The 22,812-nt window shown below is 34.4% G+C and carries 19 protein-coding genes; 7 read left to right on the top strand and 12 right to left on the bottom strand.

The genetic code is table 11. The annotated features are described in order from the left end of the window. Positions 1-130: 130 nt before the first annotated feature. From ACNQGG_RS00570 to panC, 6 genes are all read right to left on the bottom strand, one after another. Complete coding sequence (locus tag ACNQGG_RS00570; RefSeq protein ID WP_417960520.1) at positions 131-1,318, bottom strand: hypothetical protein; 1,188 nt, start codon at positions 1,316-1,318, stop codon at positions 131-133. Between the two features lie 2 nt (positions 1,319-1,320). Beyond that, the gene (locus ACNQGG_RS00565; RefSeq protein ID WP_417960519.1) at positions 1,321-1,563 is read right to left on the bottom strand and encodes a hypothetical protein; all 243 of its coding nucleotides are present in this window, start codon (positions 1,561-1,563) and stop codon (positions 1,321-1,323) included. A gap of 78 nt (positions 1,564-1,641) precedes the next feature. Next, a complete protein-coding gene (gene radA / locus ACNQGG_RS00560; RefSeq protein WP_417960517.1) occupies positions 1,642-3,003 on the bottom strand; it encodes a DNA repair protein RadA in 1,362 nt (453 codons plus the stop codon). Then, positions 3,003-4,148, bottom strand: coding sequence for an alpha/beta hydrolase (locus ACNQGG_RS00555; RefSeq protein ID WP_417960515.1), 1,146 nt, complete (start codon positions 4,146-4,148; stop codon positions 3,003-3,005). The genes radA and ACNQGG_RS00555 overlap by 1 nt, the downstream gene beginning before the upstream one ends. Positions 4,149-4,277: 129 nt before the next feature. Further along, a complete protein-coding gene (gene panD, locus ACNQGG_RS00550) occupies positions 4,278-4,628 on the bottom strand; it encodes an aspartate 1-decarboxylase (RefSeq protein ID WP_035668843.1) in 351 nt (116 codons plus the stop codon). 14 nt (positions 4,629-4,642) lie between these two features. Then, positions 4,643-5,521 carry a pantoate--beta-alanine ligase gene (panC, locus tag ACNQGG_RS00545; RefSeq protein WP_417960512.1) on the bottom strand — a complete coding sequence of 293 codons (879 nt, stop codon included), beginning with the start codon at positions 5,519-5,521 and terminating at the stop codon, positions 4,643-4,645. A 78-nt stretch (positions 5,522-5,599) separates the two neighbouring features. Between panC and ACNQGG_RS00540 the strand changes: the two genes are divergently transcribed. The 7 genes from ACNQGG_RS00540 to ACNQGG_RS00510 all read left to right on the top strand — a co-directional run bounded on the left by ACNQGG_RS00540 (position 5,600) and on the right by ACNQGG_RS00510 (position 16,777). Then, entirely contained in the window at positions 5,600-6,406 is an 807-nt protein-coding gene (locus tag ACNQGG_RS00540) for a glycogen/starch synthase (RefSeq protein ID WP_416855642.1), read from the top strand. A 21-nt stretch (positions 6,407-6,427) separates the two neighbouring features. Then, positions 6,428-8,023 carry a DUF4270 domain-containing protein gene (locus ACNQGG_RS00535; RefSeq protein WP_417960510.1) on the top strand — a complete coding sequence of 532 codons (1,596 nt, stop codon included), beginning with the start codon at positions 6,428-6,430 and terminating at the stop codon, positions 8,021-8,023. 9 nt (positions 8,024-8,032) lie between these two features. Continuing rightward, positions 8,033-9,880: a glutamine--fructose-6-phosphate transaminase (isomerizing) gene (gene glmS / locus ACNQGG_RS00530; RefSeq protein ID WP_417960508.1), complete on the top strand. Its 1,848-nt coding sequence runs from the start codon at positions 8,033-8,035 to the stop codon at positions 9,878-9,880. Between the two features lie 351 nt (positions 9,881-10,231). Next, positions 10,232-13,066 carry a TonB-dependent receptor domain-containing protein gene (locus ACNQGG_RS00525; RefSeq protein ID WP_417960506.1) on the top strand — a complete coding sequence of 945 codons (2,835 nt, stop codon included), beginning with the start codon at positions 10,232-10,234 and terminating at the stop codon, positions 13,064-13,066. A gap of 28 nt (positions 13,067-13,094) precedes the next feature. Further along, positions 13,095-14,660: a G-D-S-L family lipolytic protein gene (locus ACNQGG_RS00520; RefSeq protein ID WP_417960504.1), complete on the top strand. Its 1,566-nt coding sequence runs from the start codon at positions 13,095-13,097 to the stop codon at positions 14,658-14,660. 254 nt (positions 14,661-14,914) lie between these two features. After that, entirely contained in the window at positions 14,915-16,426 is a 1,512-nt protein-coding gene (gene atpD / locus ACNQGG_RS00515) for a F0F1 ATP synthase subunit beta (RefSeq protein ID WP_073204939.1), read from the top strand. 69 nt (positions 16,427-16,495) lie between these two features. Then, positions 16,496-16,777: a F0F1 ATP synthase subunit delta/epsilon gene (locus tag ACNQGG_RS00510; RefSeq protein ID WP_417960502.1), complete on the top strand. Its 282-nt coding sequence runs from the start codon at positions 16,496-16,498 to the stop codon at positions 16,775-16,777. Between the two features lie 52 nt (positions 16,778-16,829). Here the strand turns inward: ACNQGG_RS00510 and ACNQGG_RS00505 are convergent, their stop codons facing one another. The 6 genes from ACNQGG_RS00505 to ACNQGG_RS00480 form a co-directional block, all read right to left on the bottom strand. Continuing rightward, positions 16,830-17,048 carry a hypothetical protein gene (locus ACNQGG_RS00505; RefSeq protein ID WP_417960500.1) on the bottom strand — a complete coding sequence of 73 codons (219 nt, stop codon included), beginning with the start codon at positions 17,046-17,048 and terminating at the stop codon, positions 16,830-16,832. Positions 17,049-17,317: 269 nt separating this feature from the next. Beyond that, positions 17,318-17,740 (bottom strand): DoxX family membrane protein, encoded by a 423-nt coding sequence (locus ACNQGG_RS00500; RefSeq protein WP_417960498.1) that lies wholly within the window; start codon positions 17,738-17,740, stop codon positions 17,318-17,320. Positions 17,741-17,970: 230 nt separating this feature from the next. Continuing rightward, complete coding sequence (locus tag ACNQGG_RS00495) at positions 17,971-19,527, bottom strand: vanadium-dependent haloperoxidase (RefSeq protein WP_417960496.1); 1,557 nt, start codon at positions 19,525-19,527, stop codon at positions 17,971-17,973. Then, a complete protein-coding gene (locus ACNQGG_RS00490; RefSeq protein ID WP_417960494.1) occupies positions 19,517-20,440 on the bottom strand; it encodes a hypothetical protein in 924 nt (307 codons plus the stop codon). Before ACNQGG_RS00490 ends, ACNQGG_RS00495 begins: the two co-directional genes overlap by 11 nt. Before the next feature lie 109 nt (positions 20,441-20,549). Further along, positions 20,550-21,755: a hypothetical protein gene (locus tag ACNQGG_RS00485; protein WP_417960492.1), complete on the bottom strand. Its 1,206-nt coding sequence runs from the start codon at positions 21,753-21,755 to the stop codon at positions 20,550-20,552. Positions 21,756-22,239: 484 nt separating this feature from the next. Continuing rightward, positions 22,240-22,779 carry a hypothetical protein gene (locus ACNQGG_RS00480; RefSeq protein ID WP_417960490.1) on the bottom strand — a complete coding sequence of 180 codons (540 nt, stop codon included), beginning with the start codon at positions 22,777-22,779 and terminating at the stop codon, positions 22,240-22,242. Positions 22,780-22,812: the final 33 nt, after the last annotated feature.

Genomic DNA, 22,812 nt, shown 5'->3' with positions numbered 1-22,812 from the left:
TGAGCCTTACTTTATAACTATTTATGTTTTCTGCTCACTGTTGGGCACGGATTGCAAATTCGCACAATTGTTGCGTTTACATATCTGCGCGGTCGGGAATAATATTCTTTGGATTAACTTATCAATGATATTATTCTTTTTCTGTTTGTTTCTTTGAATTGTTAAGTATGATTACCATAAAAATAAAAAATAAAAAAATTATCAAAAGTGTCCACCAAACATTAAGAATTTTAAAAAACCACAAAAGAGGAATATTAAATAGAATTACCCCTAAAATAAAATTCTTAAAACCTAAAGGTTTATCAATTAAATTCAGCAGTTCTAGTAAATAATTTCTAATTGAAATTAGGGTAAAGTAACCAATTAAATTTATTATGATTTTTCTTTTAACTGTCAGGATTAAATCATGTTGAATAATCCAAGGTGTAAGTACAATTACTGTTAAAATAATATAATAAAGCGAGTTTATAAATGCTTGTCTTCTTTCTTTTAAATTTAAAACTTGTTCAACATAAGTTAAATTAATATTTATTATTCTATCATCAAAAAGAGTTAGAATATCTCCAGGGATATATTTTTTGTAAACAACTTTGTCAGAATAAACTTTGTGTCTCTCATATACGTTTTCTTCATTTTCTATTGATGTTTCAATATCTTGATTTCTTGTATTTAAAATGGATATGAATTTATAAGCATCTTTTAATATTATACAATTTAGTCTGTTTGTTAACGGGTCAATAAAATAGTTTTGTACGTAGCCGCTATAAAGTTCTGTTTTGTCTTTGCACTCAATTAAAACATCTGCATTTGTATATAGATATTTATTACTAGAATTTTTCTTACCATTTATTTTTTTTGATCTAATTAGATAATGCCAATAATTTTTATATCTAAGTGCGGGAATATATGCATCAATATTGGTTAAACGAATTAATTTATAAGAGACAAAACCTGTAAAAATTGAAATAAAGTATATTATTAAAATTAGATAGATGTAGTTTTTATAAAAATATTTGTCAACATCGCTCTTTTCAGGTAATTTATTAGCAGATAAAGTTTCGAATAATTTTTTTACATTTTCATATGATACATATTCTTGTATTTTTATGTTTGCGTAGGTTTCTATAAAAATAAATCCTAGAACACTCAATGTAATAATTAATGTACTGAAAAATAAAGTCCAAAGCAATCTTTCCATCAAGTTACCTTGTTGAAATTGTTTTGTAAAATCGCCACTAAAATAAAATTTCCTGAACAAGAGCCCAGGAAATATAAATATTAGTATATAAAATATAGTGTTTAATGCTAGATTGTCCAATTTTAACCTAATGAAATTGTTATTGTTTTGTTTGAAAGTTTAACTTCCCTTTCTTTAATGTTTTTGTTGTTTAATAAATAATCAACAGCGTCATCAAGTTTCTTTTTGTCTTTTGGATTTTCAATAATGTCCATAACTTCGTTGCTAATTAATGAATTTTCATTTGAAAATTCAGAAGTTAGGCCAGATACTAAATTGTCCAAAGTGGTTTTAACGTTTGTTAAAAAAATAGATATAGTTTCCATAATGTAGATGATTTTGTAAACGTCATTCAAAGTTAGTTCCAAAAAACTGATTCACAACCTTTTTAACAAATTATTTTATTACCCAAACAATTCGCTTGCGATGTCTTCAATTTTGGCTACCAGCCGAATTTTTATTCCCGTATTTTTCAAGGCAATTTTATTGTATTTCGAAACAAAAATGGTCGAAAATCCTAATTTTTCGGCTTCTTGAATGCGTTGGTCCACGCGGTTTACAGGGCGAATTTCACCAGAAAGTCCGACTTCGCCGGCAAAGCAAAAATCTTTGTTTACCGGAATATCTTCATTCGAGGATAAAATGGCTGCCACCACGGCTAAATCTATTGCAGGATCATCTACCGAAATTCCTCCGGTCACGTTGAGAAAAACGTCTTTGGCGCCAAGCCTAAAACCAGCTCTTTTCTCTAAAACTGCCAATATCATATTCAGCCTTTTGGCGTTGTAACCGGTTGTGCTGCGTTGCGGTGTACCGTAAACTGCAGTGCTTACCAAAGATTGAATTTCAATCATCAAAGGGCGCATCCCTTCCAATGTAGAGGCGATTGCCGTTCCGGATAATTCCTCGTCCTTGTGCGAAATTAATATCTCCGAAGGATTCGAAACTTCACGCAAACCGTTGCCCAGCATTTCATAAATTCCAATTTCAGCGGTAGAGCCAAAACGGTTTTTTAGCGAACGCAAAATGCGATATACATGATTTCTGTCGCCTTCAAATTGTAAAACGGTGTCCACCATGTGTTCCAATATTTTTGGTCCGGCAATATTTCCGTCTTTGGTGATGTGACCAATAAGAATTACGGGAATATTGGTTTCTTTGGCAAATTTTATCAGTTCGGCGGTGGTTTCCCGTATTTGAGAAATACTTCCGGGCGTTGATTCGATATAATCGGTATGAAGCGTTTGAATGGAATCGATAATCACGATTTCAGGCTGTATGGCTTCAATTTGCTTGAAGATATTTTGGGTTTTGGTTTCGGTAAGAATATAACAATTGTCACCGCTTGGCGTGATTCTTTCGGCACGCATTTTTATTTGTTTTTGACTTTCTTCGCCCGAAACATACAAGGTTTTGTAAGGTAATTTTAAGGATATTTGAAGTAAAAGGGTGCTTTTTCCAATGCCGGGTTCGCCACCTAAAAGGATCAGAGAACCGGGAACTATTCCACCACCAAGTACCCGATTGAGTTCGCCGTCAGTAGTATCCATGCGGATTTCCTGGGTGGAATCAATTTCGTTTATTCGTAATGGTTTTGGTGCTTTATTGCTGGAAGTTGGTTCGCTTTTCCAAGCTACTTTTTCTTGTTTTTGAATGATTTCTTCCGCTATAGTATTCCATTCTTTGCAGGAATTGCATTGTCCTTGCCATTTGGCATATTGAGCTCCGCAGTTCTGACAAAAAAAAGTAGTTTTTACTTTTGACATTATTTTTTTGGTGTTAGACTTTTCATATCATCGTATTTTTGATACATCATGTCTTTGGTTAAATTACCGATTTCCTCTAATTGGGAAGCTGTTTGATATGATTTTGCCGCTTTTTTTGCGTCACCCGTTTTTTCATACATAAGCCCCAATTCATAATCGGCAAGCATGGATTTCGGATAGTTTTTCTTGGCAATATCAGAGAGTTTGTCTAATTCCGGATAGGCTTTGTTTTTCAGAATTGCTGCTTCAATTGCTTTGAAATCATTGATTCGAATGGGAATTTTTAAGCCTAAATTTTTTGAAATAACGTCGTATTTATTCGTCAAATAATCTACATAACCAGCGGGAAGCACAGCAATTTTATCGGTGTATTCCGTTGATGAGATGGGTTTGTAAGAGTCGAAAAACTGATACAAAGCATTTGGTATCGAATACAGTACGAGTGAATAATGTGACGCTCCTTTGAAATTATCAAATTTATAATTGACTAACGGGTTAGCAACCAGCTTCATGTTTTGGTCGAGGCTTTTTATAGGCTCCTGAAGTTGTCTTACATCGCCATCTCCAGTGGATTGATAGTAAAAAATGGGTTGTTTTATGTTTGAAAGTTTTTTTGGAATATGGTTTTCCATGCCAGGGGCAAGTTCTGGACTTAAAGAAATATAGGCGTTAAATAATGGTGCGTCTTTGTACAAAAAAAAGTTTAAAAAACCTGCTGTGGTATCATGTCCCGCAATAATTCGGAAGGGTGCGGTACGGTATTTTTTCTCCAGATACGGGAGTAATTCCCCTCCGATAAATTCGAAAAAATCAGCTCCTTTTCCTGATGGCAAACCAACTGTAGCATCATAATTACTGTCTTCTGTACGTTCGTCTTTTTTATTTTGAGTGATGCCAACAATTATGGTTTCCGGTAAATCATCCCAATAAGCGCCGTAGTTCAAAGCGCCGTAAAAGGGATCAAAGAGGTAATCTCCATCCAGTAAAATCAGGATTGGATATCTTTTGTTTGTGTTTTTTTCATAGGATGGCGGTAATCCAATTGTGATTTCCCGGCTTCCTAATTTGTTTGAATCGAATGGCAGTGTTGTTTTTTGGGAAAATGCTGAAATAGAAAAGAGTAGTAAGAGTAATGTCTGTTTCATGATTTTGGAGTGTTTTAGAAATTAAATTTATTCTAAATGGAGTAGCAATATACTACTTTTATTAAAATAGAAATAGCAAAAAACACGGCACTTCAAAAAAGCGAAATAATTTGATCTTATTCTAAAAATCTACGTCAATGAATTGTCATTCTCATTTGGAAAAATAATCCAAGGCTTGAAGGTTTTAGCCTCTTCGAATTCTAAAGTGGCATAGGATATAATGATAATAATGTCATCTTTTTGTACTTTTCGAGCTGCTGGACCATTTAATGTAATGATGCCTGAATTTTTTTCGCCCTTGATAGCATACGTATCAAAGCGCTCCCCATTGTTGATGTTTACGATGGAGACTTTTTCACCTTCAATGATGTTAGAAGCATCTAGTAAAGCTTCGTCAATAGTAATGCTTCCGATATAATTTAAATCGGCTCCAGTTACTTTTACGCGGTGTATTTTTGATTTTACGACTTGAATTTGCATGTTACAAAAGTAAATTAATTTAATGAAATGGTATCAATCAAACGAATATTGTTGACAAAAACGGCTATAAAAGCGCGGTATTTCTTATTTGGTTCTTTTATTACGCTGGGCAATAGTGTTTGCTCATCAGCAATTACAAAATATTCTAATGTGAAAAGAGCATTGTTTTCGAAAGCTTTTTTAACCCATTCCGTTACTGATTCGGGACTTTCTGTTTGAAATTTTTCTTTGGCAATAGTTAGTGTTTTGTAGATTATTGCGGCTTCTTCTCTTTCATGTGGGGATAAACGTTCGTTTCGGGAACTCATGGCAAGATGGTTGGATTCCCTGTAAATGGGACAACCAATTACATTTACTTTCAAGTTGGCTTTAGCAGACATTTTTTTGACAATTTGTAACTGTTGAAAATCTTTCTCGCCAAAATAGGCGTTTGTAGGTTCTACAATTTCAAAAAGCCGTTTTACAATAGTGCCAACACCATTAAAATGACCAGGTCTGAATTCTCCTTCCATTTGGTTTTCTAACCCATCAAAATCAAAAGATTGAGACAGGGGCTGTCCGTCATAAATATCTTCGACAGTTGGGGCGTACAAGATGATTTTTGGACTTAATGCAGTAAGTTTTTTCACATCTTCTTCTAAAGTCCTTGGGTATTTTGCTAAATCTTCCGGATTGTTAAATTGGGTAGGATTTACAAAAATACTCACTACAGTATTTCCATTTTCCAATAGCGATTTTTGCATTAAAGCCAAATGACCTTCATGTAAAGCGCCCATAGTTGGGACAAATCCAATGGTGGAATCTGAAGTTTTGATAGATTTCAAATAGTCTCTCAAAGCTGCTTTTCCATAGAAAATATGCATGGTGGTATTATTAAAATTAAATGCAAACATAATATTTTAGTTAATAACTGCATAAATTTTTGTAATTTTGCATGGTTTTTATTACCAATAAATTAAGTAAATTACAATATGAAAGATAAGAGGATATTATATGTATCATCTGAAGTGGTGCCTTATCTCGCTGAAAATGAGGTTTCTTTAATGTCTTATGACGTTCCGAAAATGATTAATGATCAGGGAGGACAAATAAGAATTTTCATGCCTAGATATGGAAATATAAATGAAAGAAGACACCAATTACACGAAGTAATTAGACTTTCGGGGATGAATTTGGTAGTAAATGACTTAGATATGCCATTGATTATAAAAGTGGCTTCAATTCCTAAAGAGAGGATACAAGTTTACTTTATTGATAATGATGAATATTTCAAAAGGAAAGCCACATTTGCAGATGAAGAAGGGGTTATGTATCCTGATAATGATGAACGGGCTATTTTCTTTGCAAAAGGAGTTGTAGAAACCGTAAAAAAATTGAATTGGGTTCCGGACATTATTCATGTTCACGGATGGATGGCGGCGATGTTGCCTATTTATCTGAAACATTTTTATAAAAATGAAGCTTTATTCTCAGAAACAAAGATTGTTACTTCGGTTTATAGTCAGTCTTTTGAAGGAACTTTAGACGTAGAAATGATTAATAAGGTGAAATTTGACGGTATTCCTGATGAAGCAATTGCGGACTTAGAAATTCCGGATTATGAGAGCATTATAAAAGTAACTGTTATGCATTCAGATGCTGTAATTATTGCTTCAGAAAACCTATCTTCAAGTTTAACAAAATTTATAGAATCTTCGGGTAAACCTTTTTTACCTTTCGTGCCGAAAGACAAATTCGCGGAAGCGTATACTAATTTCTATAAAAACGAAGTTCTTTAAATTAAACTTTTATTATTAAATATGTACAATAATTCTTTTTTCAAGAAAATGCTGGTTTTTGCTAGCATTATTCTTTTGTATTCATGTGATAAAGATTATAATGTAATTGGTGGAGATTTAATTGGTGACAACCACTTTGATCTTAGCAAGTATACATCAAGTGTAGTAGCTTACAATCAAAAAATTGGACCTATTCAGTCTAATGATCTTCCCGTGAATCCATTAGGGATTTACAATAACCCTAATTTTGGTGAAACTACTGCTAATTTTAATACACAATTGGTTTTGTCAACTCCTCTAACTTCCCTTAGTACCAGACCTCATGTAGTAAGTGTGGTTTTGACTATTCCTTATTATTATGACGCCAATAAAACAGTTACAAATACTGATGGTAGCCATGTTTACACATTAGATTCCATTTATGGAGCGGATAAAGCACCAATGAAACTAAGTGTGTATGAGTCTGGATATTATATGAGAGATACAGATCCTGTAGGTGGATTTCAACAAACTCAAAAGTATTTTACAAATCAAAATGCTGATTTTGAAAATGTAAAAGTTGGAAGCCGTTTAAATACGGATTCGAATCTGGCTCAGAATGACAATTTCTTCTTTGACCCAATAGAGCATGTTGTAACTACAACAGACTCTATTACAAAAGTTGTTACCACTACAAGAACACCTCCTGGGATGCAATTGGATTTGAATAAAAGCTATTTTAAAACTAGAATTATTGACGCTGTCGCAGCAGGTAAATTGGCTACAAATGATGTTTTTAAAGAGTATTTTAGAGGGCTTTACTTTAAAATGGAAAAATCAGGAAGTAGCGCCGGAAATTTAGCGATGTTAAATTTTAAAGCTGGAAAAATTACTATTAATTATAATGAAGATTTGGCTTCAGCAACTGCTGGTGGTGAACCAACAAGAGTTAAGAAAAGTATAGTTCTTAACATGACCGGGAACTCTGTGAGTTTGTTGAATAATAATTTTGGAAGTAGTGGGCTTGCTTATAATGCGTTGCCAAATACGGGAAATACTTCTGCAGGGGATGAAAAATTATATCTAAAAGGCGGAGAAGGTTCTCTTGCTGTTCTAGATCTTTTTAGTACTGCCGGTGAGCTTGAAAACATTAGAAGTAAAGGATGGTTGGTTAATGAAGCAAATCTTGTTTTCCACATTGATGCAAGCACAATGGCAAATAGCTATGAGCCTAGAAGAATTTATTTGTATGATTTTACAAATCATAGACCTGTTGTAGATTATTATAATGATGTGACTACAAGTACAGATGTTAAAAAATCAAAATTAGTTTTTGATGGTAATATAAATACAGATGCAACAACCAAAAGGGGATTAACATATAAGATCAGAATTACAAATCAAATCCGTAATCTTATTAAAAATGCCGATTCAACAAATGTTAAGTTAGGTATTGTTGTTACAGAAGATATTAGTACTATTACTTCTTATAAAATGAAAACTCCAAATGCATTTATCTCTCAAACTCCAAAAGCTAGTGTAATGAATCCATTAGGGACAATCATTTATGGGGGAAAATCAACAGTTGCTGAGGACAAAAGATTAAAACTTGAAATTTTTTATACAAAACCTAATTAAGTAAAAATTATGTGTGGAATTGTTGGATATATCGGATATAGAGAAGCTTATCCTATTGTTATAAAAGGGCTAAAAAGACTGGAATATAGAGGTTATGACAGTGCTGGTGTTATGTTATATGACGGCGAGAACTTGAAAATTTCTAAAACTAAAGGTAAAGTTGTAGATTTAGAAGAGAGGGCTACTAAAGAAATCTCAATAAATGGAACTATAGGAATGGGACATACGCGTTGGGCAACACATGGAGTTCCAAACGATGTTAATTCACATCCACATCTTTCTAATTCAGGTGATTTGGCTATAATTCACAATGGAATTATTGAAAATTATGCTCCATTGAAAAAGGAGTTAATGAAAAGAGGATATGTCTTTCATTCTGACACTGACACTGAAGTTCTTGTAAATCTTATAGAAGAAGTTCAGAAAAAAGAAAGTTTTAAAATTGGTAAAGCAGTTCAGGTGGCGCTGAATCAAGTGGTTGGTGCTTATGCAATCGCTGTTTTTGATAAAAAAAATCCAGATGAAATTGTTGCGGCACGTTTAGGAAGTCCGCTAGCAATTGGTGTGGGAGAAGGGGAATATTTTATAGCTTCTGATGCTTCTCCATTTATTGAATATACTTCTAATGCTATTTATTTAGAAGATGGTGAGATGGCAAATATCAGGTTGCATAAACCAATGAAAGTTAGAAAAATTAAAGATGATTCTTTAGTCGATCCGTATATTCAAGAACTTCAATTGAACTTGGAGCAAATTGAAAAAGGCGGTTACGATCATTTTATGTTGAAAGAGATTTACGAGCAGCCAGATGTTATAAAAGATACCTACCGTGGAAGACTTCATGCAAATGAAGGGATTATCCAAATGTCTGGTGTTGAGGATAATTTAGAAAAATTTCTAAATGCTGACAGAATAATAATAGTAGCATGTGGTACTTCTTGGCATGCAGGTTTAGTAGCAGAATATATATTTGAAGAGTTTGCCCGAATTCCGGTGGAGGTAGAATATGCTTCTGAATTTAGATATAGAAATCCGATCATAAACAGTCGCGATGTAGTAATAGCAATATCACAATCAGGTGAAACGGCTGATACAATGGCGGCCATTAAATTAGCCAAAGAACACGGAGCTTTTGTGTTTGGGGTTTGTAATGTTGTTGGTTCTTCTATTTCGAGAGAAACTAATGCAGGTGCTTACACGCATGCGGGACCAGAAATAGGTGTTGCATCGACAAAAGCATTTACTACACAAATCACTGTATTGACAATGATAGCACTGCGTTTGGCGAAAGCCAAAGGAACAATGTCTAATACGGATTTTCATAGGTATTTACAAGAATTAGAAATCATTCCTGAAAAAGTTAAAGAGGCTTTAGAAACAAATGACAGGGCAAAAGAAATTGCTGCTATGTTTAAGGATGCTCCTAACTGTTTATATTTAGGAAGAGGGTACAACTTTCCGGTAGCTCTTGAAGGCGCCTTGAAACTTAAGGAGATTTCCTACATTCACGCTGAAGGTTATCCTGCTGCTGAAATGAAACATGGCCCGATTGCATTAATTGATGAACATATGCCTGTTGTGGTTATTGCACCAAAGCAAGGTCATTATGATAAAATTGTAAGTAACATTCAGGAAATTAAATCCAGAAGCGGGAAGATTATTGCGGTAGTAACCAAAGGAGATACACAAGTTCGTGAATTAGCAGATTATATAATTGAAATTCCGGAAACATCTGATGCATTGTCTCCGTTAATCACTACAATACCTTTGCAGCTTTTATCCTATCATATCGCCGTGATGCGAGAATGTAATGTGGATCAGCCTCGTAATTTAGCAAAATCAGTTACTGTAGAATAGTAAAATATCATTTACTTAAGATATAAACCTCGGAAAATTTTTCTTTCGAGGTTTTTTTATGAGCTAATTTGAAAAAAATATCTTAAAAAATGATTTTTTTTTCCTGTCTATTCACTTTTATTAAATAGCTAATAATTAATAAAATTATTAAGATTAATGTATTTATTATATGCGTGCATAATGTTATTTTTATTTTTTTACTTAATTTTTAACAAAAAACAAAAAACAAAAAATGTTGAATAAGTTTAAATGATTCAAAATCATTGATAATTATGAAATTTTAAAGGCTGTTTTTTATTAATATCAAAAATATTTGTACTTTGGCGTCATAAACCAACAAATTATAACCCAATGAGAGTGTATTTACTTTTTTTGTCATTGTTTTTTTGTAGCCTAACATTTGCTCAAAACTCAATTTCAGGTATTGTTACAGACAGTAATAATCAACCTATTCCTGGAGCCAACGTCAAAATTGTTGGAGAAACCGCTGGTAGCATTACCGACTTCGATGGAACATTTACTTTAAAATCATCCGCAAAGCTACCCTTTGTGCTTAATGTTACAAGTATAGGTTATAGTTCTCAAAAAGTAACGGTTTCTTCAAATAATCAAAAAGTAACGTTTAAGCTAGTTGATGAGGAGACAAAGTTGAATGAGATTGTAGTTTCAGCTTCAAGAACCCCAGAAAGAGTATTAGAATCTCCGGTTACAATTGAAAGAATGAGCATTGCGGATATTAAAAAAACTGCATCTGCCACTTTTTATGATGGTTTAGAAAACTTGAAGGAAGTGCAAATGAACACCAGTAGTTTGTCTTTTAAATCAATAAATACACGAGGTTTTGCTACTGTAGCCAATACCCGTTTTATGCAATTGGTTGACGGTATGGATAACTCTTCACCATTATTAAATTTCGTATTAGGAAATATGATTGGTGTTTCTGAAATCGATGTTCAAAGTGTGGAATTGTTACCAGGAGCTTCATCTGCATTATATGGTGCAAATGCTTTCAATGGTATTTTATTTATGAATAGTAAAAGTCCATTTGCAAGTCAGGGAATTACTGCTTACGCAAAGTTTGGACAGACAGTTCAAGATGCCGCTGGGTCAAATGATTTCGTTGATTATGGAGTTAGAATGGCGCATGCGTTTAGTTCAAAATTAGCTGGAAAAGTGAACTTCACTTATATGCACGGTACAGATTGGCATGCTACAAATTATGATGACAAGTCTGTTGTGGGAAGAGATAGAAGTAACGTAAATTATGATGGTATTAATGTTTATGGTGATGAAGTTACTACTAATATAAAAGGAGTTGGACAATCTTTAGCCTCTTTGGGTTTAATACCGGCGGGAGCGGTTAATTTACTTCCAAATTATAATGTGAGTAGAACAGGGTACAATGAAGTGGATTTAACAGACAATAAAGCAAGTAATACTAAAATTGATTTTTCACTTCACTATAGACCTTTAGGTAATGAAAATTTAGAAGTTATTTGGCAAAGTAAATTTGGTTTTGGAAACGCAGTTTATCAAGGCGCTAACAGATATTATCTGAATGATTTTTTCATGCAACAGCATAAATTAGAAATAAAAGGGAAAAACTTCTTTGTAAGAGGGTATACTACTAACGAAGATGGAGGGAAATCGTATGATATGCTTTTTACAGGAATCAACATAAATAGAAAATGGAAAGATGATAAAACATGGTTTGGGCAATATGCAGGAGCTTATATTCAATCTACATTAGCGGGAATGACACCTGAAAATGCGCATATAATAGCAAGAAATACGGCTGATACCGGAAGATTTCTTCCTGGTACTCCTGAATTTAAAGCTGCTTTTAATAATGTGATTAGTGAGCCAAGTGTACTTACGGGTTCAAAATTGGTTGATAATTCCAAAATATACCATTCGGATGCTAATTATAATTTTAAAGACATTATAAAATTTGCTGAAATTCAAGTTGGAGGATCTTTTAGACTTTACGAATTAAATTCTCATGGTAGAATTTATACAGACGCAAATGGTCCTATTAATTATAATGAATACGGCGCTTATACGCAATTAACAAAAAGATTTATAGATGACAGATTGAAATTTACAGGGTCTGTTCGTTATGATAAATCAAAAAATTTCGATGGTAGTGTTTCTCCTAGAGTATCTCTAGTATATTCAGGCGGTGAAAGTAAAAAACATAATTTTAGAACTTCTTTTCAAACAGGGTTCAGAAATCCATCAACACAAGATCAATATATTGGCTTTAATGTAGGAAGTGCCATATTACTTGGTTCAGCTCCAGACAATTTAACGAGATATAGCGAAACTTTGCCAGTTTCTACTGCAGTTGGACAAGTTTTTGCTGGCGGAACCTCAGTTGTTATGACTGGTTTGAATGCGTATAATAATTCATATACAGCTTCATCCGTAAATGCATTTAGTGCTATAGCGGGCAGTAATCCTATCGCTGGATCAGCTTTGTTGAGAAAAACTAATGTCGATTATGTAAAACCTGAGCAGGTTAAGGCGTTTGAAATTGGATACCGTTCTTTTATAGAAGATGTATCTATTGATATTAACGGGTATTATAATATCTATAATGATTTTATTGGTAATTTAAATGTTGTAGCTCCCTTTTACGGTACAGCAGCAGATTCTCCAAATCCTTTAGCTGGGCCTACAGACCCGGGTGTTCAATCTTTACATGCGCTTCAAAATGGTAATTACAGAGCGTATCAATTGTATACTAATACCGATATAGAAATCAAATCGCTTGGTTTTGGTCTTGGACTTTCTAAAAAAGTATATAGAAATTTTGAAGTTGGGGTGAATTATAATTATGCAGAATTTAAATTCGATCAAGAAAAAGATCCGAGTTTTGAAGCTGGTTTTAATACGCCAAAACATAGAGTAAAAGCATCATTTGGTAACGAAAAGTTGTTTGATAATTTTGGTTTTAACATAAGCGGAAGATGGAATAGTGAGTATTTATGGCAATCTACAATGGTAGATGGCATGATCGATGCAGCTACTGTTATTGATGCTCAAATTAATTACAATATACCAAAGCTAAAATCAACTTTTAAATTAGGAGCGTCAAACATTGGTGGAAAAGAATATACTCAAGTATTAGGTGCGGGATTAATTGGGCAGCAGTTTTTTGCTTCTTGGACAATCAACCCGTAATAGAGTCAATAATTTAAAAAATATAACCATGATAAAAAATTTCAAATGGCTACTATTGGTTTCTTTAAGCTTTGTAGCATGTAATAATGACGATGATAATACCACTGTTGTTGAAGAGCCAGTTACTTCGGGGACAGCTAACTTTGCGAAATACGTGGCGTTAGGAGATTCTTTTGCTGCGGGATATAGTGATGGCGCACTTTTCAAAAAGGGGCAAGAAGGTTCCTATGTTACTATACTATCGCAACAATTTACTACAGCTGGCGGCGGTGAGTTTAAAACGCCTTTTACATCTGATAATGTAGGAGGATTGTTGTTAGGAGGAAACGTAATAGCAGGGGTTCGTTTGTATTTCAATGGTACGGCGCCTGTACCTGTTAGTGGGGCTCCTACGACTGAGGTGACTGCTAAAATTACGGGGCCTTTTAATAATTTAGGAGTTCCTGGGGCAAAAAGTTTTCATCTTGTAGCGCCAGGGTATGGAAATGTTGCTGGTGTTGCTTCTGGTGCTGCAAATCCTTATTTCGCGCGATTTGCTACTGCTTCTGGAACAACGATTTTAGCGGATGCTTTGGTTCAAGCGCCTACTTTCTTTTCTTTATGGATTGGTGTGAATGATGTTTTGAGTTATGCAACATCTGGTGGTGTTGGTGTAAACCAAACTGGGAATTTAAATCCAGCCACTTATGGCAGTAATGATATAACAGATCCTACTGTTTTTGCAAGTGTTTATTCTAGTTTGGTTACTAATTTAACAGCCAACGGCGCAAAAGGAGTAGTTGCAAATCTTCCTTATGTAAATATACTTCCTTATTTTACGACGGTTCCTTATAATCCATTGACTGCTAAAGTTCTTGGTGGTGGTAGTGAAGCTCTAGGTCAAGCTACGATTTCTGCTTTGAATGCTCAGTTGTATGGTCCGTTAAAACAAGCATTAACTGCATTTGGAGCGGGAGATAGAATTAGTCTTCTTTCTACAACGGTTGCTAACCCAATGTTGATTAAAGATGAGTCTTTGGTAAATTTGTCTGCTCAATTAACAGCAGCTTTTACTCCAAGCTTGGGTGCGGGTACTGCTGCTTTTTACGGAAGCGTTTTTGGACAAGCCCGTCAAGCTACTGCGGCGGATTTGGTTGTTTTGCCAACACAATCTGCAATTGGAGTAGCTCCTACTGCCAGTGATTCTGGTATTGGAATGGCGCCTCCATCTCCTTTAAATAAATTCGGAATTACCTATCCATTACAAGACAAACATGTTTTAGTGCCAACGGAAGTTGCGGAAGTAAAGGTGGCTACGGATGCTTATAATGTCTCTATAAAAACAATTGCTGATGCTAAAGGATTGGCTTTTGTTGATACAAAAGTGATTATGACTCAATTGTCAAGTGGGGGAATTGTAAGTAATAGTTTTACATTAACGTCTGCTTATGTAACTGGTGGAGCATTCTCACTAGATGGTGTTCATCCAAGTCCTAGAGGTTATGCTTTAATTGCGAATGCATTTACGGTTGCAATTAACGCTAAATATTCTTCAACATTAAAACAAGTTGATTTAAGTCTTTATCCAATAGTATACCCAGCCATAATAAAATAATCATATTTTAACCAAACCTTAAAAACCACCCGTTTTATGACGTGGTGGTTTTTTTTATCCAAATAATAGGTTTTTATACGTTTTAAAACACGATTAAAAACAAAGCAGTAAAATTATGCTGATTTTTATAAAAAAAAATATTGATTTTATATTTTAAAAAATTATCTTTGCGCACTGAAAAAAGTGTCTAATCGATAAGTTTCGGTTGGTATTATTTCATAAACCTAAATAGCTATTTAATAAATACATAAGTAATGTCAAAAGTAATAGGAAAAGTTGCCCAAATCATTGGCCCAGTAGTTGACGTAGTTTTCAACGGTAAGGATGTTGAACTTCCAAAAATTTATGATTCATTAGAAATCACAAAAAAAGATGGTACTTTATTAGTACTTGAAGTACAATCTCACATTGGTGAAAATACAGTACGTACCATTTCGATGGACTCAACAGATGGTTTGAGTAGAGGTTATGAAGTAGTTGGAACAGGAAATCCTATCCAAATGCCGATTGGTGCCGATGTTTACGGTCGTTTGTTCAACGTAATTGGAGATGCCATTGATGGTTTAGGAAACTTGCCAAAAACAGGTGAAAACGGAATGTCTATTCACAGACAAGCACCAAAATTCGAAGATTTATCTACTTCTTCTGAAGTTTTATTCACAGGTATTAAAGTAATTGATTTAATTGAGCCTTACTCAAAAGGGGGGAAAATTGGATTGTTCGGTGGTGCTGGTGTTGGTAAAACAGTATTGATTCAGGAGTTGATTAACAATATCGCAAAAGGTCACGGTGGACTTTCAGTATTCGCAGGAGTTGGAGAAAGAACACGTGAAGGGAATGACTTACTTCGTGAGATGTTAGAGTCAGGGATTATAAAATACGGGGATGAATTCATGCACTCTATGGAAAATGGAGGGTGGGATTTATCTAAAGTTGATATGCCAGGAATGAGAGAGTCTAAAGCTACTTTCGTTTTCGGACAAATGAATGAGCCTCCAGGAGCTCGTGCTCGTGTAGCACTTTCTGGATTATCTATCGCTGAATATTTCCGTGATGGTGCAGGAACTGATCAAGGTAAAGATGTATTGTTCTTCGTGGATAATATCTTCCGTTTTACACAAGCAGGTTCTGAGGTTTCGGCACTTTTAGGTCGTATGCCATCTGCGGTAGGCTATCAGCCGACTCTTGCTACTGAAATGGGTGCGATGCAAGAGCGTATTACATCTACAAACAAAGGCTCTATTACGTCTGTACAAGCGGTTTACGTACCTGCGGATGATTTAACGGATCCGGCTCCGGCTACAACTTTTGCTCACTTAGATGCAACAACAGTATTATCTCGTAAAATTGCTGAGTTAGGTATTTATCCTGCAGTAGATCCATTGGATTCAACTTCAAGAATTCTTACTCCTCAAATTTTAGGTGATGAGCACTATGACTGTGCACAAAGAGTAAAAGAAATTTTACAAAAATACAAACAATTACAAGATATCATCGCGATCCTTGGTATGGAAGAATTATCAGAAGAAGATAAATTAGCCGTTTCAAGAGCACGTCGTGTACAACGTTTCTTATCTCAACCTTTCCATGTTGCTGAGCAATTTACAGGATTAAAAGGAGTTTTAGTTGATATCAAAGATACTATCAAAGGATTTAATATGATTATTGACGGTGAATTAGATCACTTGCCAGAATCAGCTTTCAACCTTAAAGGTACTATTGAAGAAGCTATCGAAGCTGGAGAAAAAATGTTGGCGGAAGCATAAATTAAGATTCAGTGTTCAGTCGCAGTATTCCGTACCGTGACTGTAAACTGAGACTGCAAACTAAAAACTATGATTTTAGAAATAGTATCACCAGAAGCAAAATTATTTTCAGCAGAAGTGACTTCGGTTACATTGCCAGGAGTTGATGGAAGCTTTCAAATTTTGAATAACCACGCACCAATCGTTTCTATTTTAGGAAAAGGTATTGTGAAAATTACAGCTTCTAATTTTGCTTTCGCAAAAGAAGTAGCCAGTAAATTCATAAAGCTAGATGATCAAAATTATACGCTAGCAATCACTTCAGGAACAATTGAAATGAAAGATAATAAAGTTATTATTTTAGCGGACTAAAGTAATTTCGATTATAAAAAAGTAAAAGCCTAACGCAACCGTTAGGCTTTTTTTATGCCCAATCCCAAAGGATGATATTCCAAACAATCCCATCTTCTTTATAATTATCAATTATTTTGAAACCAGCGACTTCGTGAGCTTGCATGGAACGAAGGTTTATAGCGGCAACTTCAGTGATTAAGTAATCAAATTGATGTTGCAGTTCCTCTCTGTAACAATGATAAAGTCCTCGAAATATTCCTTGTTTTCTATATCGTAATAGGTTTTGCATTGGTAATGCTCTCCAGTTTTAGATACGAAATTAAGGCTAGTAAAGCAGCAGTGTGTTGTACGGTAACAAATCCTTCTTGAAGTTTTTCTTCAGCACTTATGTTTTGAGAACTGTTTATTAACTGTAGTGTTCTAATTTGTTCCAGTTCGTCCAGTGTTGATGCTCTTTTATAATTTATAGGTTTCGTCCAATTCTATTGATTACTACTTGTTTTAGCTGTAATTATAAAAATAGCTAATCTTTTAATTATGTAAAATGGATTTGAATTTTTATTTTATAATTAGTTTCGAATTCATTTCGGCATAATACTTTTCATTATATTTTGCTGCAATTACAAGAGCTCCAGAAATTATGATGAGATTTTTAATTATGTATTGGCCAACTAGAGTAGGACAGTATGGAAAAGCGTCAAAACATATTGTTTTTAGTATAAAAATGGGAAAAAATGTAACTGCCATATGCATCAATAACAATACAATTGTATATGGAATGAATCGTTTTATGAGTAAACCAAGACCTATAATTACTTCGCAAATGCCAAGGATTGGAATAAATATTTCGGGTTTAAACCAATAAACAGTTTGTTCTACAAGATCACCGGCAGGACTCATACCGAAAATTTTCAAAGCACCAAACCAAATGTAAACTATGGCAAGCGCTATCCGCATCAAATTAATGCTGTGTTTTTCCATTTTTTTACTAAATCTAAAATAAAGGAGGTTGAATGTTGGATTCATAATGAAATTGTTGTTTGTATGCATTTTCTGTTTTTTGAAATCAGAAAAGATTGTTGTTGTGTTTTGAAGTTCAATAGTTAAAGAATAAAAAGCCCAACAGATTTCCAACGTCTGTTAGGCTGTAGCTGATAAAATGAAATAGTAAAACAAACCATTAAGACAAAGTATCAACTCATTTATTTAAATTATTCAGCACCGTCTATGGCTGCTCTGGCAACAGCAAATTCCCCTACTTTTTCCCCTAATTCAAGTCCTTTTTCACAATCGCTTCTGTAATGGATGCATCCAAACATTCTAGAATCAGATGCTTCTTTTGCCATATTTATAAAACTTTGCGATTTTGCAGGAATGAAATGTGATAAAACGACACAGGCCGCTCCGCTAAAGGTAGAGTGTCCTGATACATAAGCAGGGAAATTGGGAACTCCAGTCAATGTTTTTATTGATGCATCCATCTGACATGGTCTTGGATTGAAGTAAAAATATTTTGCATCCCAACAGCTAATGGCAGCATCCATCATAGCAATATTCAATAATGCCATATTTCTTGCCCAGCGTACTTCACTATAATTTTGTTCTACAAATGACTCTGATGCAATAGCATTCCAGTGACCAGGTGGTGTGTAAGTTCCTACGCCATCAGCCCAAAAAGTAACAATTTCCATGTTTTTTCTAGATGGATTAGTCCCATAATTTTTTATTTCGGCTAATTCTTTTGCAAATTGTTCTGATTTTGTTGACGGTGGTGGAACAGGTCGGTTAGCAACAACCATTTCAGGAGTCATAAGGAAGGATTTTACTTTGCCAAACAAGGGTAACATTGGAGGTCTTGCAGGTAAATCTAATGACAACCAAGGCGTTTCTCCAGTAGCTGTAGTTTGTGTCTCTAATTGTGTCCAAAGTGCTTGATTTCCAATTGCAGCTCCAGCTCCATCTGTACTGGCACGTGCAATAAATTTTGCAGCAATTTTTCTACCTAAAATAATACCAGCTTCTACATCACTACGGACATTAGCACCGCTTATAATACGATAGAGTTTTTGTTCTTCCGCTTTTTCGATAATGTATGCAATTTCAGTTGGGAATAATAATTTTAATAATTCAACCGTGACACCAGATAACACGCCATCTTCTGAAGGATAGGACGGCATAGCGCTTTTTGGAATTAAAACTTGTAAAGTTGCTTCGACAGTGAATGGAGCTGCTCTATTGTATAGCTTTTTATAATACCATGTGGCAACCATTGCATCATACTGTGCTGCACTTACATAGGCATAAGCTCTTGCTGCATAAGGTGGGTTTGAAAAAGGAAATTGAGGATTCGCAAACGGATTTGCTGCCGATGGTGCAGGATAAGTCCCGTCTTCATTTTGATAAGGAGGACGGTTGTGTCTTGCTACTAAAGTTCGCATGATTTCATTCCAACGTAAAACGCCGCCGGCACTCCAATATTTTATTATTCTTTTTTGGTCTTCCGATATGTTGACTTGGTAGCTTTTTATTTCGTTAATTTCTCTTGTGAATGCTGGCGTATTTGTGGCAACAGGTGCATCAAGTGGGAATTCGTTTGGAGTTGTTAATAAAAAAGTTTTCCAAGTACCAGCTAAATCGTCTGTATTGGTAGGGTTTAAAGCATGAAATTGCTCGTTTTTTTCAGTAATATCATCACTACACGAATAGGTACATGCAAGAAATAACGCTAGTAGAGTAGTATAGGCTGTTTTTTGTATATTATTTTTCATCTTGTTTGCTCGTTTTTTTAAAATTAATCACATAAAATAGACCTCCATAAAAGGTGTCTGATTTCCCAACGTTTCTACCTTGTACTACATAGTTATAACCACCTACAAGAGATAATTCAGGTATTTTTTTAAATGTATATTTTGAATTAATGCCATATTTTAGGGCATTCATGGTATTACTAGGAAAAGGCATATTGTTTTTTGTAATGTCAAATCCTCCAGATTGAGTTACCCAATTGTCTATAATAAATTCGGCTATTAATCTATTAGAACGATAACCAGCTCTAAAATTCACTGATATGGCATCAGGCATATTGACTTCGTTCGTATAATGAATTTCGTCAGTGAGATAGGCATTTCTATCAATTGTTATTTTCGCTCTTTTTACATAAGCACCAGATAATGTAGCAAAGAAGTTTCCTCGCTGATAATCTCCCATTAATCGCAATGAGACTGTTCTGCTTTGTAAACCAAGGCTTAACGGTAAATAATCAGCAGGATAGTCGGATAAAGGAGTTGTGAAACTTCCCAAGGCATAAATAGAATAGGTTGATTGGCCAACTGTTTTTTCCAGAGGCATGTATTTTAGCGTAAGCGAAAGATCTTGTATTCCTTTTTGACCTTTCATCGTTCCTGCAGATGCATTAGTTTCTATATATGGCACACTAAAAATTGCATTCAACTGATCAGAGATGCCATAGTTTCCCATAAGTCCAATGGATTTTGTTGATACGGTACCAAGATTTAGATTTTCTCTTTTAAAAGATCCTTCCCAGTATTCATCCCAGCTACTATATTGATATATTGCTCCAACACAAAAATTATTTTTGCTCATCATGATGCCGTCAATATCTGTTTGAGCATTTATGAAAATAGGTGTTAATAATAAGCAACTTAAGTAAAATTTTTTCATTTTAATAAAATGGTTTAATTATGAAATGATATAAGTAATCTTTTGTTTTATGATTTATTCTAAAAAAATAACTGAAGAGAATTATTTCTCTTCAGTCATTAATCTAAAATTAATGAGGCATCGATACTTTCATTTTTTTATTTAAATTGAAACGATACGAATAACCAACATTGATAGAATAATCAGCAAAAGCGGCATCTCCTTGAACATGTACGTATTTGCTTGGATCAGTTATTACTGAATTCTTCAAATTTTGATCAGCAATATCAGCAGCGCTTTGAATGCGATTTTTCACAACATTGTAAGGGATGTAAAGACTGAAACCATGTTTCCCTATGCGATATGAAAAGCCATATTCAACTGCGATAACATATCCAGGGCGACGATACGCGACTTGTCCGCCAAAAGCATCGTAAGCTGGAATTCCTTCAAATCTTCCTGCCAATGATACAGTGAAATTTTCTTTTTTGTCAACAGCGGCCATAAATCCTGCACGTCCAAAATATTGATCAGGTGATGCATAAATATTGTATCCTTCCAGTCCTGGTTTTGGAGCTGATTTGAAAGTGCCATTGGATTCTCTGGGATTAAACAAATAATACCCATTTGCAAAACCATAAAGGCGTCCTGTCAATTGACGGAATGCTTGAAGTTCTACTGAAAAACCTACGCCACCGTCCCCCGGCTGAATAGCTTGGTCCATTACAACACTTTTTGTCGTTCCATCAGTTTGTGGAGCATCGTCTCTGCGGTCATGACTACCGGTGTTTAATTTCACACCTAATCCTACCATAATATTTCCTTTTTCTGCTTTTTTGGGATCAACAACCCAGTAGTTAACGCTCAAACGAGCATCAGCAATTCCATCAGCATAAACACTGTAACGGTAGGTGTTTTTTACAGGAGTTGTTTGTCTCAATATTTGAGAACGCTCATTGTTTACATAAGGTAATGTTGCGTTCAACTGAATACGGTCGGTTAGTCCATAAGAAACATTTAAATCTACTGCGTGAGAATAGATGTTTACTGCATTACCGCGTTCTTTTCCATTTGCATCAAATCCACCGCCGGTTAATTGACGTTGTAGTTGTTCTTCTTTACCAACAAAGTGTCTCCAAGAATGAAAATAACGATAATTTACGCCTACTTGAAATTCACCACTATCTAGATTGTAAGAATTTGAAGAATTTAAATTTTGTCCCCCCATTTGGCGAACAGCCACACAACCTTGTGCAGTCATGTGTTGGGTGTTAAAAGCAATAGTAAGAAATAAGATAAAAATGCAAGCGGATTGTAAAGCGGATAAATTTTTCAAGGTTTGGTTTTTTGAATGGTTAATGATATAAAATATGCCAACAACAACCTCTTTCTGTAAAGAGGGGTTGGGTGTTAAAAAAATAAGTTAGTTGATCGTATTCTTGTTGTAAAACAAGATTCAATTTTGACTTTCGTCCAAAAAGTTTCGTTTGATTTTACACGGTAAAACAGATAGAGTAGGTATTTATTTGAAATAAATAGCACCTTTAGAAATCCATTTTAAATTTGTAAAAAATGAATTTAAGTCATGATTCTGAACGCTAGTTGTACAAATAGACAGAATTTAATTGTAAAGTAGGCCTGTGAACTCTTTTAAAAAGTGAATTCATAAAATACAAAAGACTGTTTTGTATTTGTAAGGTTTGGCTTAATTTTCAATAAAATTGTAATAATTGTACATCTTAGCTAAAACAATCATGAATTATCTTGACTTAACAAATGCCGGATAACAGTGAGTGATTTCACTAAAGTAGTAGAAAGAATTATGCGATGTCTGGTGGGGAATACGATAAGGAAATGTATCCAGAATCTAATGCCTGTTGTGGCGTAATAATAGGTTTAATTGATCCTATAGCTGTTTTTGGAGAAAAATCAACGGCAACAGTATTGTTTGGGATGTAATCTTGCAGAAAAGATTTCATCAGTTTTTTTACAGGAGTATCTTTGGAAGAAGATTCGTTAAATAATTGATTGTCAACAATGTCTTTTAAGTCTTTGCCTATTGCATCTTGATGTGAATTATGAAGATAGTAAAGGCTTAGGATATTATTTTGAATTCTTTTTTTGAAAATATGGTAACTTTTATTGTTAATAACAACATCCTCATTTACATATTCAAAATCAGTGTCTTCAATGAAAGAATATAAAGTGGCATTCAATTTAATTACGTGCATCTCTGAACTAGGTGCTTTTTCCATACTAGTCACCCATGCTTGCTCTTGTTGATAGGCAAACATCAGATAGTATCCCAGTACATTGTAAAACAATGTTACTAATAAGAAAAGTGATGCAATTCGTTTCATAATGGCCGAAAGTAGAAAACTATTTTATAATGA

The organism is Flavobacterium esculini (assembly GCF_048284325.1).
Lineage (GTDB): Bacteria > Bacteroidota > Bacteroidia > Flavobacteriales > Flavobacteriaceae > Flavobacterium.
Note: the sequence above shows the minus strand (reverse complement) of the source record. Positions and strands in the feature narration are given on the sequence as shown.